We start from the raw sequence: 14,294 nt of genomic DNA on the forward strand, positions 1-14,294 counted from the left end.
TGGAGGCCGTTCGCGGGCAGTAATTTGCCGTGCGAAATTCGGGGCCTGGCTACAGGGTCCAGCGGAAGGAAAACGACATGGCGGGACCGGCCCGACCCAGCTGCAGCAGGCGATCGGGCGAGCCCTCCCAGGCCTGATCGACGGTGTCCGTCAGGTTCGAGGCGGTCAGCACGATCTGGGCGTGGTCCGTCAGATCGAAGGTGGCCTGGGCGTCCAGGTAGCCGGCCGGAGCGACCACGAAACTGGACACGCCGCCGCCCTGCATGTCGGCCTCCGACCGGAAGGCCGAGCGCCAGGACCAGGAGAGATTGACCGCCAGCCGGTCGCGCTCGAAGAACGGATTGATCGAATACGACAGCTCCGAAACGCCCAGCAGATCCGTTCCCGAATCCTCGATCCGGCTGTCGGTCCAGGTCGCGCTGGCCCAGAAGCCGAAGCCCGTGGCGAAGCGTCGGTGCAGGCCGATTTCGACGCCGTCCACGCGGGCGCGGCCGACATTGCGGGGCCGGGACATCATGACCGTCGCCTGCACCGGCGGTCCGGCGCGGGTCTCGAACGTCAGGAGTTCCGGCGCCGCCAGCGTCTGGACGTAGTCGTCGATCGACTTGTGGAAAAGGGCGACGCTCAACGCGCCGCGGGGCCGGGTCAGTTCGTAAGAAACATCAAGGTTTGTCGCGACATAGGGCGTCAGGTGCGGATTGCCGCCGACCCCCGTGAAGATGATCCCCGGGGACGGCGTGTCGATCTCGGCCTGCCCCCGTTCATAGATGGCCGCCACCAGCACGCTCGCCGGGACGGTCGCTGATCTCAGGTCCGCCAACGATGGGCGGGTGATCGACCGGGACGCCGCGAACCGCAGCAGGCTGTCATCATCCAGATCGAGGGTCAGATTGGCGCTGGGCAGCCAGATCCGGTGCGAGCCGGCATAGGCCACCGACCGGACCTCCATGGCGCCGCCGGCCATGCCCAGGATCGAACCCTCGACCTCGGTGCGCGTCTCCACCACCCGAAGGCCGAAATTGCCCGAGATCGGCCAGCGCAGGCCGACCGTATCCACGTCCAGCCGGACATAGGCGGCCGCGACCCGCTCGCCGACGGTGTAGGAATTCTGCAGGTCGGCGCCGCTCGGCGTCAGGTCGCCGGGCTGGAAGACGACGCCGTCCCGTTCGCCGGGCAGGACGAAGCTCTCCCGGAACCAGCGGAAGTCCGCCGCGGCCCACGGCGCCGAGCGTTCATCGATCAGGCCTTCGAACACATCGCGCGGGGTGATGATCCCATAGGTCTGGAAAGGCAGGTCGACGCCGGGCCGGAGCACGGCCTGCCGGTCGCGTCGCTGGTAGTCGCGGTTGCGGTCGGTGAACTGGCCTCCGACACGCAGGACCGACAGGTGCAGGACGCCCAGGGTTCGGTCGAGCGGGCGGCGGGCGTCGATCATGGCCGTCAGATCATCGTCCCGGGACTCCACGGCCCGGACCGCCAGGCGGGGCGGCAGCAGCAGACCCGGATCGGTCAGGTCCAGGCCGGTGGTCAGGTGGGCGGCCCTGCGCCTGTCGACGGCGTCGCCCAGATCGAAGGCGTAGGCCACGCCGGTCGGCGACTGGGCCGACATCCGCTCAAGCGGCGTATCCAGCACCGACCGCGCTACCGAGGCGCTGATGCGCGGCTCCAGCCGCCATTCGCCGATCCGTATCCGCGCGCCGGACGAGACGGCGAGGTTCAGGTGCGACTGGTCCGAGACCTCGGTGTTGTTGTCGATACGGCCGTTCTCAACCGTCGCGGCCGTGACGACGCCGTTTCGAACGGTGACGGCCGAGCCCGGCAGGGCCAGCCGCTCGCCGAGCATATAGACAAGCCGGTCCTCCCGGATCGCATTGTCGAAGGTCGAAACCAGGCCGTCGAAATCGAGCAGAAGATCAGGCGTCGCGCGCCAGTCCAGGCCGAGAAAGGCGCTGCGTCGACGCCGGTCCTCCCGTTCGATGGTGGTGCGGACATCGCTGGGCGTCGTGACCGTGGCTCCGCCGATCGACAGGTCGTAGTACCGCTGGATCTGGAACCGGTCGTAGCGCACGGACCGCTGCTCCTCGGCCAGTCCGCCGACGAGGCCGAGGTCGCCGTCCGGCGACACGATCCGGCCGGCGATGGACACCTCCGGACCCGTGCGGTCCGTGTGCGCTTCCATCTCGCCTCCCATGCGCAGGGTCAGGAAGGGCGCGCCGTCCAGCCCGCCGATGGTTTCGATGTCGATGTTCGAGCCGATGCCGCCGTCGATCATGTCCGGCGTGGCCGACTTCGACAGCGTCGCGCCGGCCAGGAGGTCCGGAGACAGGGCCCGGAAGCGGAACTGGCGTCCGCTCTGGGTCGAGTTGCGGATGTTCTCGTTGAAGGCCACCGGAGCGCCGTTCAGGGTCACCGACTGGAACAGCGGGCCGAGGCCGCGCACGCTGACGAACTGGCCCTCGCCGACCTCGCGTTCCACGGCTACGCCGGGCGCGCGCTGCAGGGCTTCGGCCAGATTGGCGGCGGGCAGATCGCCGATCCGCCCCGCCGTGACGACGTCGGAGATGACGTCCGCCTCGCGCTTGCGGCGCAGGGCTTCGTCGATCTGCCCTGACAGCCGGCCCACGACGACGACGGCGTCCAGCTCGACCGGTTCGTCTTCTGGGGGTGGAAGAGACGGGCGCTGTGGCGAGGCGGCGGGCGGACGGGGATCGGCCCAGACGCGCACGCCGTGGGCGCCGATGAAGCGGTGGCGCAGGTCCGTGCCGCGAAGCATCTGCTCCAGGGCGGTGCGCCACGACATGCGGCCGCGCACGGCCCGGGTGCGGACGGTGGCTCCCGGGCGCTGGACGAAGGCCAGTTCGCAATCGGCGACGGCGCAGAGCTGGATCAGGGCCGAGGAGGCGTCCTGGGCGGGGATGTCGAAGGTCTGCGATCCCGCCGTCTGGGCATGGACCGGCGTCGCCGCCAGAAGCGCCAGCGCCGCCGCCAGACCTGGCGCGCGCCACGCGTTGCGCGCCGGCAGCGATCGAGCGGTCGGAGCCAAGCGCGGGACCCTGTCAGGTGGCGGTGGAAGGAACCGCGAGTCCTTACAGCCCAGGCATGACAGGTCTGCGATGGAGCCTATTCGGCCCGGACAAGGGCGCGGCCGTCCGCCGTCCGTTCGACCGTCACCGGCAACAGGGCGTCGATCCGGTCGACCAGCGACTGATCGCCGTCGAGCGGCAGGATGGCGGTGACGCGCAGGGCGCCCAGCCGGGGATCGACGATGGTCAACGGCCGGTCGGAATAGCGGGACGCCGCGGCGATGACCTCCGACAGGGGGGCGTCGCGGAAGATCAAACGGCGCTTGCGCCAGGCGGTCGCGACGTCGAGGTCGTCGCGGACGCGCCGGACGACCGGCCGCCCGGGCTGGAAGACGGCCTGATCGCCGGGCGCCATCGCCACCCCGTCCGTCAGCGCCCGTCCGTCGGCGGCGTCGCGCGTGCTGATCACGACCCGGCCTTCCAGCAGGGCGACTTCGGCGGCTTCGTTTTTCAGGGTGGTGGTGAAACGGGTGCCGGTGACGATCACCTTGCGGTCCATAAGCCCGACCTGGAACGGATGGGCGGCGTCATGCGCCACCTCGAAATAGGCCGCGCCGCGCTCCAGCGTCACGCGGCGCACCTTGTCGTCGAGGGACACGCGGATCGCCGAGCCGGCGTCCAGCGTCACGTGCGAGCCATCATCCAGCACGACGTCCGAAATCCGGCCGGGGGCGCTTTCGTACAACCGCCCCGCCGGCGCGGACAGGGAGGGCCACATCAGAACGCCGCCGACCGCGGCGGCGGCGACCAGGCCGCCGGACAGCAGGAGCCGCCGCGACAGGGCGGGGTCTCGGCGCCGCCACCGGATCTTGGCCAGATCGGCCTCGAAGACGCCGCGCAACGGCTCCAGGGCCGCACTCCGCGCCTTGGCGCTTTCATAGCGGTCCAGATTGTCCGGATCGGCCTCCAGCCAGGCCGTGAACCGGTCCTGCTCACGCGCGCTGACGCCCGGCCGGCCCATGCGGGCCAGCCAGTCCTCGGCCGTTGCCGGCCGGCGGGCGAACAGTGCGGTCAGGCGGTCGATCATGGACGGGCGAAACTCTCGTGGGGCCGGCCGCGCCCAGCGTGCGCGACATGTGCTTCACAACTCACAACGACGGGGAAGCCAAACACCTCAGTCCTCCGCCGATATCTTCAGCTGACGGAGCGCTTCGGCGATGTATTTCTCGACCATGCTGACCGAGACGCCCAGCCTGGCGGCGATCTGGCGATAGGTCTGGGTCTCGAAGCGATGCATCAGGAAGGCCTCGCGCGTGCGCTGGGGCAGGGCGCGGATCACGGCGGCCGCGGCGGCCAGATTCTGTCGGCCGATCAGCCGGTCGTCGGCGGGGCGGTCGTCGCTGGCGATGGCGCGCGGACCGGCGTCCAGGGTCGCGACGTCCTCGGCGACCAACCGGCGGGATTCCCGCGCGGCGGCCTTCCACCGGTCGTTCTGGATATTGCGGGCGATGACGAACAGCAGTGGGCGGGCGTCGGGAGACGACAGGTCATGGCCAGCGCGGTGGAAGCGGACGAACGCTTCCTGAACCGCGTCCTCGGCGTCGCCGAGCGGTTGCCCCTTGCGTTGCAGATAGCTGACGACATCCCGGCGCAGGCCCGCGACGGCTCCGGCCTGCCGCGCGGCTTCGCCCGCCGGACGCGCGAAGACGCCCCCTCCCTCGGAGGGGGCGTCCACCTGGGCTGTCGTCCCGGGGATCAGGATACAGCCCGTGCGCGAGTGCAGGCTTCGTGCAAGGTCAGAAGTCCATGCGCATGCCGAAGGTGACGCGGCGTCCCGACATTTCGTCCATCACCGGGAAGGACGGGTCCATGGTGTAGCCCGTGGTCCGCTCGTCCGTGAGGTTGATGGCCTCGAGGTTCAGCTGGACGTTGTCGGTCAGATTGTAGCTGAAGGACACGTCGGTCTGGCCGTAGCCGTCGCGGGTGATCGGATACATTTCGTAGCCGATGCCTTCGACGTAGGCGTCCTTGTAGTTGTACGAGACGCGGCCCTGGAAGCGGTCGTTCTCGTAGAACAGGGTGACGTTGTAGGTGTTGTCGGCCAGGCCGATGGGCGGGGTCGGGATGCCCAGGGTGGAAGAGCCGGTCAGCGAGCTGTCCAGCATGGTGTAGTTGGCGTTGATGCCGAAGCCGTCCAGCGGCGCGTAGAACATGCCGAACGGAACAACGGCCACCAGCTCCACACCGCTGACATCATACGAACCCGGCTCGTTGATCGGGCTGTAGACGTCGAAGTCGAAGATGCCGTTGACCGTGCCGTTGGCGTTATAGACGGTGACGTCCTGCACGGTGCCCGTCAGGGCCTGACGGACGACGCCCTCGATGGTCTTCGAGAAGTAGGACACGGCCAGCAGACCGCCTTCCGGCAGATATTTCTCCAGACCCACTTCCCACTGCTTGGCGTAGGTCGGCTTCAGGTTCGGGTTGCCGTCCGTGAAGCGGAACGAGCCCCAGTTGGCGGTGCGTTTGTAGGCCAGGTCCGTCAGCGCCGGGCGGATCAGGGTCTCCGACGCCGCGCCGCGGAACACGATGCTGTCGGTCAGCTCGGCGGTGAAGTTCAGGCTGGGCAGCAGCTTGTCATAGGCGCCGTCGCTGGACACCGGCGTCGGCGTATAGGTGGTGCCGCCGGTCGGCGTCTGGATCTGGTGATAGCCGGACGAGGTGATCGAGGTGTCGACGTAGCGCACGCCGGCGTTCACGCTGACCGGGACCGGCCCGAGGTCGAAGTCCAGGTTGGCCATGGCGTACGCCCCGAGGACCTGTTCGGAGACTTCGTAGTAGTCGCCGACGTTGAACGGGGTCGAGAAGCCGGCGTAGCGGAAGGTGCGACGGGCGTAGTCGTTCGACACCTGGCTCCAGGCCAGATCCCGGATGGTGTAGGCGCCGCCGGGCGCCAGGTCGTCGCTGCGCGTCAGGGTGCTGTCTGACAGGCGGCGGGTGTTGAGCCAGGCGGTGCTGCCCGCCGTCGGACCCTGGATGTTCAGGGCGCCGTACTGGCGTTCCTTGTTCCTGTCGGTGTAGCGCAGGCCGACCTGGACGCTGGTCAGGGCCGGGAAGACGTCCAGCGCGAAATGCTGGGTGAAGTCCACCTGGGCGGCGTATTTGTCGTCGGTGATGTGCTCGAGCGTGGTCTCGTAGGCCTCGAACAGATAGCGGTCGAACGAGCTGTACATGTCGAAGCCGCCGGAGGTGGCGCTCGGGATGGTCTCGCCGCCGTTGGCGGTCCAGCGGGTCCGCGACGGGGCGTAGGCCACGTGCTTCAGGTTGGACGAATCCAGCGTCTTCTCGGCGCCCGAATAGCCGACCATGGCGTTCAGCTCCCAGCTGTCGCCGCTCCAGTCCAGCGTGCCGGCGAACTGGGAATAATCGGTCTCGTTGATCCGCTCCTTGCTCAGCATCTCGTGCTGGGTGGCGGTGTAGGAGACGTCGCGCAGGACGATGATGCCCTGGTCGGCCAGGGTGGTGGCGTCGTAAGAGTGGATGGTTTCCAGCGTGCTGCGGCTGGAGGCCGAGTAGGCGGCGGCGTCGTACTCGTCCTCGGTCGTCTCATAGCCGCCCAGCATGGCGTCGAACGTCAGGCTGAGGGTGGACGAAGGCCGGTACTGCAGCGACAGGGTGCCGCCCCACTGGTCCTGCTCGTTCATGTAGATGCGGTCGCCGACCTTGTCCTGGAAGATGATCCGGTTGGTGATGGCGGTGTTGTTGCGGTCAGCGGCCGGGATGATGATACCGGCGTCGCGGGCGAGCACGGCCAGGGCCTGCGTGCCTCGCGCGCCGGTGGAGCTGGCGAGGAAGCGCGACATCGGGCGGAAGTTGATGCCCGAGTTGGAGTCGGTGCGGTTGGAACGCTGGGCGGTCGAGAACGAGATCAGGGCGCCGAATTTGCCCCAGGTGTCGCTGGCCAGGAACGAGACCTTCGGGTCGATCTCGTCCGAGATCGAGTTGTGCGAGCCCTCGACGGAGGCCACCAGCTGGCGCTCGCGATAATCGAACGGGCGAGCTGTCGAGATGTCGACCGTGCCGGCGATGCCGCCTTCCTCGTCCGAGGCGCGGGGCGATTTCTGGACGACGACCTGCTGGATGACCTCCGAGGCGAAGATGTCCAGCTCGACCTCGCGGCCGCCGCTGCCCGAGGCCGTGGCCAGGTCGTTGATGCTGACGAAGGTGAACTCGGCGGGCAGGCCGCGGACGCTGACCCGGCCGCCCAGACCGCGGTTGCGTTCGATGGTCACGCCGGGGATGCGCTGCAGCGCCTCGGCCAGGTTCTGGTCCGGGAAGTTGGCGACGTCGGTGGCGACGATGGCGTCCGAGAAGCCGACGTTCTCGCGTTTGATGTCGATCGCCTGCTCCAGGCTGCGCTGATAGCTGCCGCCGGTGACGACGACTTCGTCCAGCTGGGTCGACTCGTCTTGCGGCGTGGCGGCCGGGGCCGTCTGGGCCGCCGCGGCGCCGGCGCTCATCAGGCTGATGGCGGCGCAGCCGCCCATCAGGAAGGCCATGCGGCCGATGCGGGCCTGGCCGCGATTCTGGTTCGATCCGGTCACTTCGAAATCTCCGCTGGGTCGATGTTGACGTCGGCGGCCGCCGGCGGATCGTTCCGTCCGGCCTGCGCCCCCGTGGCCCTCAACGACCTCGCGGCGAGGTCCCTCAGCGTGTGACAGCAGGTTTCATTCAAAGTTCACGGCGGTGTCGTGTTCGCCGTCCGAGCCGACCTTCGCCAGCGCCGCCTGCACCTCCGCGCGGGCCGCCTCCATGTCGCGGCGGAAGGTCTCCGAGCGCTGTTCGGCGCCGTAGATCACAGCCCCGGACAGGATGCCCGCCTCGGCGGCGCTGTAGCTGTGCGAGCCGCAGATGTAGCGGCTCTCGGCGAACTCGCGGCCCCGGGCGTAGAGGATGTCGGCCCGCTGCGGGGCCAGTTCCGCCAGGATCATGGCCACATGCATGCCGTGGGCGGAGTGGCCGGACGGATAGTCGGGATTGCCCGCCAGATGATCGGTCTTCGCCTCGCAGATCGGCTGGTCCGTGCCGATGTAGGGCCGCTGCGTGGCCCAGTGGGTCTTGGCGTCGCCGACCACGGAGCGGTCGTCGCCCGACCGCTGGAGCAGGGCCGTCAGCACCGGCGTTTCGGCTTCGCTCAGTTCGATCCCCAGGGCGCCGGCGAAGTGGTGGTACATCGTCCCGCGCACGTCGTCCGCCGCCAGCGCCCAGCGCGGCGTGCCCTCAAGGGGGCGGGTCTCGCGGAAGACGCCCGCGTTGGCGATGTCGCGCGCCGAGCCGGGGGCGGGGGGCGGGGCCAGCACCGTGGTCAGATCCGGGCGATCCTCGCGCACCAGATAGCCGCGCTGGGGCGCGCCCGCCGTCAGTTCGATCGCCAGGCCGTCGCAGCGCCCGGGGGTCCGCACCGGATTGCAGACCGCCGCCGCCCCGCCGGGCAGGCGGACCTCGTAGGTCGGGAAGCGCGGGTCGGCCCACAGATAGTCGGTCGAGACATACTGGGCCCCGCTGGACAGGGCGGCGCTGCGCCGGGCGACGCTCGCCGCGCGCGCCTCGACCGTGTCGGCGTCGGCGCGGGTGCGCACGACGAAGCCCGCCTCTACCGCCGCCCGGATGCGCGCCTGCTGGGCGACCGGGTCGTTCAGGGTCAGATAGGCGGCGGCGGGGGAGGCCTCGTCCGTGTTGATGAACATGGCGCGGCCCTCCAGCGAGCGCCGCTCGCCCCGATAGCTCGCGACCTTCCGGGGACCTTCGTCGAGGGCGAAGAAGACCTTGCCGCGCGCCTGACCCAGCGTCGGCCAGCCGCCCGCCAGGACACCCTCGCGCAGGGTGCGATGGCGGCCCTGGACCTGATCCGGGGTGATCAGGCTTTCGGGGGCGAAGACCGAACGGATCTCGGCGTCCAGCGCGTCCCAGGCGGCGGAGTCGAAGTCCAGCAGGGCGACGCCGCCGGGCAGGGAGGGCGCGCCGGTCTTGGCGTTCAGCATGATCAGGATGGGGGCGTGATCAGGGTGGGCGCGCGACCAGTCGCGGATCTCGCCCAGGCAGGCGACGAAGGTCAGGCAGGAACTGCGGAAATCCACATCCGGCATATGCAGGGTCTTGAAGCCCGGCCGGGCCATGGCTTCGGCGAAGGCCGGGCTGACCGCCGTCCCGCCGCCCAGGGCCGTGCGCGGATGGGCGTAGCGCCCGCCCTCGGGATCGTTGAGCACGTCGATCTCGATCTGGCGCGCGCCGCCGTCCAGCTGTTCGGCCAGCGAACGGTGGGCGTAGTCCAGCCCGCGCGCCGCCGGATTCGTGGCGGTCATGACGGCCATCTCATCGCCCGGAACGGCCAGCTTGTAGCTGTTGTGCGTCCCGACTGCAGACAGGTCGTTGAGGCGCAGGGTCCGATCCATCCAGGGCCGGGCGCAGGCGTCGCCGCCCGCGGCGCCGACGTCATCCGCCGTGGGAATGCAGGTCGGTTCGGGCGCGGTCTGCAGCGAGCCCGCCAGCAGGATGGTCAGCAGGGTGAACATGGCGCGCTCCTTCGATTCCGACGGCGGCCCTCCTAGCCGCGGTCCGTGAAGGATCGATGTCGTGTCGCCCGATGAACGTCAGGCGCGCCGGATCAGGGTGTCGTAGACATGGGTGACGGTGTCGAACCCGACCCTCTGGTCCTGGCCGCCGAACGGCGCCGGATCGAACCACGGGGCCGTCAGGCCCGCCTGGACGGGATCCTCGACCTTGTCGGTGTTCCAGCCGAGCAGGAGCCGGCCGCCGGGCCGCAGGATCGCGGCCATCGCCGCCACCGCCCGGCCTTGCTGTTCGGCCGCATCGACCCCGTAGCCGAAGACGCCGTTGCAGATGATCGCGTCGAAGGTGATGTCGGGGAAGATCGTGTCGATCTCGCACACATCGCCGGTCCGGTGGCGGCCGCTACGGCCCCAGCGGGCCGCTTTGGGATCGATATCGGTCGTCCAGACCTCGGCCCCGCCGGTCTCCAGCGCCGCGTAGTCGGTCGCGGTGTAGGCGCGGCACCCGACCCACAGGATCCGGCCGCCGGCCGCGGCGAAGGCGGGAATATAGGCCTCGGCCATGAGCCGGCGGTCGGGCAGGTCCCGAATGTCGCCGGCGCGCGCGGCGCGCATGCGCGCCGCGGTCTCCTTGCCGAAGAGAAGGGTTGTCAGAAAGGTGCGTCCGCCCATGGCAGGCCTCGGTCAATCACGGGGGATCCGGAAGATTGGCCGATCATGCGCAGGCGTGACGGATGATGGCCAGAGCGGACGCGACCTTCATCAGCGATACGTTGGCGCAGGTCGTCGAGCTGTTGTGCCCGCACCACGGGATTGTGGATCGCCACGACATGCGTCTGGCCCGCCGAGGCCATTCTCCGGCGCAGCTTGTCGTCGGTGACCAGGCGGGTGATGGCGTCCGCGAGCCCCGGCGCTTCCGGCGGGTCGACGTACAGGGCGTGAACCCCGCTCGCCTCCCTCAGGCCGCCGCGTCCGGAGGACACCAGCGCCGCGCCGGCGGCGTGGGCTTCCAGCGCCGTCAGGCCCAGCGCCTCGGCGACCCGTGACGGGGTCACGGCGATGGCGGCGCGACGCGACACCTCGATGACCTTCGCCATAGATGCGGACTTGTGGAGTTCGACCCGGTCGCCGAACCGCTCGAGGGCGCGAACGTGCGGTTCGGCCCAGGCCTGGTTCCGCTCCCATTCGCCGAGCATCAGGGCGCCGCGCCATGTCGGGTTCCCGTCCAGAACAGTCGCCAGCGCCTCGCAGAAGGCGTCGAGCCCCTTCTCGGGCAGGGCGCGACCCGAAAACAGGATCAGCGGCTCACGCGCCGCGACATCGCCGCGCCAGGCTTCGATGTCGATCGGATTGCAGACCGCCGAAATCGCTCCCTTGAAACGGGGATAGTCGCTCCGGAACTCGGCGCAGGCCGCCTCGCTGACGAACACGAGGTGGTTGAAGGCCTGCAGCCGGCGGCGGTAGCGGAACCGCTCGATCGGATTGCTCGGCGGCTTGATGCGCGTGTGGCGATACAGGACGTGCATCGGACCGGGCAGGAGGCGGGCCAGCTCCGCGGCCGGCCCGAGCTGCTGGTGGTACTCGACGATGTCGGGCGCCAGGTCCCGCAATACGCCGGCGACGACCTTGCGGCGTTCCGCCTTGCTCAGCCCGCCGGGAATGGTCATCAGGCCGGGCATCGCCGGATCGGCGGCCCCTGCGTCGCAGATGATCCGGATATCGTCCTCGAACCGGCTGCGCAGGTTCAGCGTCAGGGCGACCGTCTCCATGGAGTTGGTATGGCCCCGCTCCATCAGGCAGCCACGGGGCATGACAACGGCGATGCGCATCTCAGGCCGCCTTGGCGCGCTGCGAGCGCGGACCGTTCAGTCGGAACAGTCGGCGCAGCTTGTACTGGGCGCGGATATAGCGCTCGAGCGGGGAACGATTGACGCTCTTGACGTCGATGAAGGTCATGCCGCCGGTTCCTGAAAGGGTGTGAAGGCCGTCGCTGAAGCCGTCGAGAAATCCATCCGGCTCGAACCGGCGGACCTCGGTCGCCTCGAACCGGTCCGGTCCGAGGCTGTCGATCCGCAGAAGCCGGATCCGGGAGCCGTAGGCGCCGGAGCAGTCCTGGACCGGCAGGTGAAGGACGCCCTCGCGCTCGAACGCTGAGCCGCCGGGACGGGAGTCCGCCGCGCCGGTCCGCACCGGATTGCCGGCATGGGCCGTCCAGGGGCCTTCCAGCCGGTCGGCCCAGGCGACATGCAGTTCCCGCATGGCGCGGTCATCCGGTCCGGGCAGGGCGTAGAACATCCACCAGCGCGCACCGGACCGAACGACGGTGGCGTCGATCGCGGGGACATCGAGAAGGGTCTGAACGGGTTCCCACCGGTCGGGAAAACGGACGCAGCGATAGAGGGTCAGGACGCCGCTCTTGTACCCCTCGGGCAGCATGTAGAGCTCGCCGCCGTCCTCGATCAGGCTGGGGTAGGAGAGGTGGAACGGTTCGGCCAGCGCCACGCCCTGATCGATCAGGACATCGTTCCGGTCGTACTGGAAATAGTGGATCTCGCCGCGGCGAACCCGATAGTCGAACGCCTCGACGAACACGGTGACGACCCCGTCGCGCTCGATGCCGAAGGGGTCGGCCACGAACTGGAAGGAACGGTCGCCCGCGGGCAGCCAGACGACTTTCGCCGGGTCCAGTCCGCCGGGTTCGAGCGCGTGGGAAAGGGGGCTTCGGATATAACCCGAGCGCCAGAGGTCAAACATCTGAGCGTTCCGGAGCTTCGCGGGTCAAAGGGGCCGCACGGTTGCGTCGGACGGCGGACGTTTCGGAGCCTCGAAGGGCTGTCCGGGACGGATCGTCTTGCGCGCCGGGGTCTGCATCGCGTCGTCACTCTCAGGGGGGTCGTCCGGACCCGGCCAGCAAGCCGGGTCCGGACGACAGGAGGGCATGTCAAAAGGGGCTCACATGCCCTCGATGGGTAAGACGGCGCCCTGGGCGGCTTGCCTCAAAAGAAACTGCGCGGCATGAAACGGCGTTGTCTGGAGAAGGCGGCGTCCATCCGACGGCGTCGGGTGTTCTGAACCGACGAGAGGGCCGCACTCTTTTGACCGCGCCGACCGCGCATCCTTTGACCGACGTCTATTTCGAGCAGCGGGACGCGCTTGCGCGGTTCCTGCGCGCGCGCCTGGGCGGCGCGCCCGATGTCGAGGATCTGCTGCAGGACCTCTATCTCAAGGTGTCCGCGGTCAGTCCCGAGGTCGAGATCCGGGATGCACGCGCCTTCCTGTACCGGCTGGCCTCCAACCTGCTGCTGGACCGGCGGCGTTCGGCGCTGAGGGGGGCGGCCCGTGACGGGGCCTGGCGTCTGACCTCTCACGTCGTCGGCGCGTTCGAGGACATCGACGACGCCCCGTCCGCCGAGGCCGTGGTGGCGAGCCGCGAACGGCTGGCGGCGCTGATCGCGGCGCTGGAGACGCTGCCCCGCAAGACGGCCACGATCTTTCGGATGCACAAATTCGACGGTCTCAGCTACGCTGAGGTGGCGACCCGCCTCGGGATCTCCCGCAGTTCAGTCGAGAAGCATATGATGGACGCGCTGAAGATCCTGGCCGCGAGGGCGCCACGGTGACCGGCGCATTTTTCGCGTTTGGCGTGATTTTCCTCGGAGGTGGCGCCGTGGCAGCGACGTCTACCCTCAGAGAGCCGCTCGCCGTGGCTGAAGGTCGACAGTCGTACAGATGAATATCCACACCGATATCGAGGAGACGGCCCGGGGCTGGTTCGTGCGCCTGAACGGTCCGGACGCGTCAGAGGCGGAATGGCTCGCCTTCCAGGACTGGATCGAGGCGGAGCCCGCCCATCGCGACGCCTACGACCGTGTGGAAGCCCTCTGGATCGCGCTGGACGAGGTTCCCCGCTCGGCCCTGCCGGCGAACGACGACCTTCCGCGTCCGCGCCGGTCGCGGCCGGGCTGGCTCTACCCGGCGGTCGGCATGGCCGCGGCTTTGGCTCTGGCCGTCGGTGTGTGGCCGCTGTTCGACGCCCCCACCGAGATCTACCGGACGGAATCGGCGCCGCGCACGGTCGAGCTGTCGGACGGCTCGGTCATTCACATGAACCGCCACTCCGATCTGAGCGTGCGCATGGAGCGGGGACGACGCGAAGTCGTCCTTTCCGACGGCGAGGCGGCGTTCGATGTCGCACACAACGCCTCGCGCCCCTTCGTGATCACCGCCAGCGACCACAGCGTTCAGGTCCTCGGGACGGCGTTCAACGTGGTCAACCACGACGGACGTTTCTCCGTGAGCGTCGAACGTGGCGTGGTCGCGGTGACGCCGGCCAGCGGCAAGGAGGCCATGCGGCTGACGGCGGGTCAGCGGGTTGATCAGCTCGGTCGCCAGCCGGCCGTCCTCAGCCGCGTCGATCCCGCCAGCGCTTCGACCTGGCGCAGTGGAGTTCTGGTCTATCGCAACGCCTCTCTCGCGGAGGTCGGAGACGACCTGTCGCGCTACCTCGACAAACCGGTTAACCTATCGGTTTCAGCGCAGAATCTTCGGTTTACCGGAGTTCTGCGGGTGGCGGATGAGGCGGTCATGCTGGAACAGCTCAAGGAGCTGGCTCCGGTCGAGGTCGTCCGATCCGCCGACGGGGTGGATTTGACTGGGCGTGACTCGCGCTGATCCTTCTGCAGGCGGCAGTACGGGACGATTT

General features: G+C 69.2%; 10 protein-coding genes. 2 read left to right on the plus strand and 8 right to left on the minus strand.

All coding sequences use genetic code 11. The annotated features are described in order from the left end of the window. Positions 1–49: 49 nt before the first annotated feature. The 8 genes from AC3WRV_RS07090 to AC3WRV_RS07125 form a co-directional block, all read right to left on the minus strand. On the minus strand, positions 50–3,043 hold the full coding sequence (locus AC3WRV_RS07090; protein ID WP_492312670.1) for a TonB-dependent receptor: 2,994 nt from the start codon (positions 3,041–3,043) through the stop codon (positions 50–52). A gap of 77 nt (positions 3,044–3,120) precedes the next feature. Further along, positions 3,121–4,110, minus strand: a complete 990-nt coding sequence (locus AC3WRV_RS07095; protein WP_492312671.1) for a FecR family protein — start codon at positions 4,108–4,110, stop codon at positions 3,121–3,123. An 87-nt stretch (positions 4,111–4,197) separates the two neighbouring features. Further along, positions 4,198–4,758 carry an RNA polymerase sigma factor gene (locus tag AC3WRV_RS07100; RefSeq protein ID WP_492312672.1) on the minus strand — a complete coding sequence of 187 codons (561 nt, stop codon included), beginning with the start codon at positions 4,756–4,758 and terminating at the stop codon, positions 4,198–4,200. Positions 4,759–4,819: 61 nt separating this feature from the next. Beyond that, positions 4,820–7,627 (minus strand): TonB-dependent receptor, encoded by a 2,808-nt coding sequence (locus AC3WRV_RS07105; RefSeq protein ID WP_492312673.1) that lies wholly within the window; start codon positions 7,625–7,627, stop codon positions 4,820–4,822. A gap of 123 nt (positions 7,628–7,750) precedes the next feature. Then, on the minus strand, positions 7,751–9,595 hold the full coding sequence (locus tag AC3WRV_RS07110; protein WP_492312674.1) for a Ca2+-dependent phosphoinositide-specific phospholipase C: 1,845 nt from the start codon (positions 9,593–9,595) through the stop codon (positions 7,751–7,753). A gap of 78 nt (positions 9,596–9,673) precedes the next feature. Next, positions 9,674–10,207: a class I SAM-dependent methyltransferase gene (locus AC3WRV_RS07115; RefSeq protein WP_492312675.1), complete on the minus strand. Its 534-nt coding sequence runs from the start codon at positions 10,205–10,207 to the stop codon at positions 9,674–9,676. 35 nt (positions 10,208–10,242) lie between these two features. Next, positions 10,243–11,421, minus strand: a complete 1,179-nt coding sequence (locus tag AC3WRV_RS07120; protein WP_492312676.1) for a glycosyltransferase family 4 protein — start codon at positions 11,419–11,421, stop codon at positions 10,243–10,245. A gap of 1 nt (position 11,422) precedes the next feature. Further along, on the minus strand, positions 11,423–12,346 hold the full coding sequence (locus AC3WRV_RS07125; RefSeq protein WP_492312677.1) for a glucosamine inositolphosphorylceramide transferase family protein: 924 nt from the start codon (positions 12,344–12,346) through the stop codon (positions 11,423–11,425). Between the two features lie 365 nt (positions 12,347–12,711). Between AC3WRV_RS07125 and AC3WRV_RS07130 the strand changes: the two genes are divergently transcribed. Both AC3WRV_RS07130 and AC3WRV_RS07135 read left to right on the plus strand, forming a co-directional pair. Further along, entirely contained in the window at positions 12,712–13,212 is a 501-nt protein-coding gene (locus AC3WRV_RS07130; protein WP_492312678.1) for an RNA polymerase sigma factor, read from the plus strand. A gap of 109 nt (positions 13,213–13,321) precedes the next feature. Then, complete coding sequence (locus AC3WRV_RS07135) at positions 13,322–14,263, plus strand: FecR family protein (RefSeq protein ID WP_291833256.1); 942 nt, start codon at positions 13,322–13,324, stop codon at positions 14,261–14,263. Positions 14,264–14,294 lie beyond the last annotated feature (31 nt).

The organism is Brevundimonas sp. EU05-FHT14B11, from assembly GCF_058790835.1.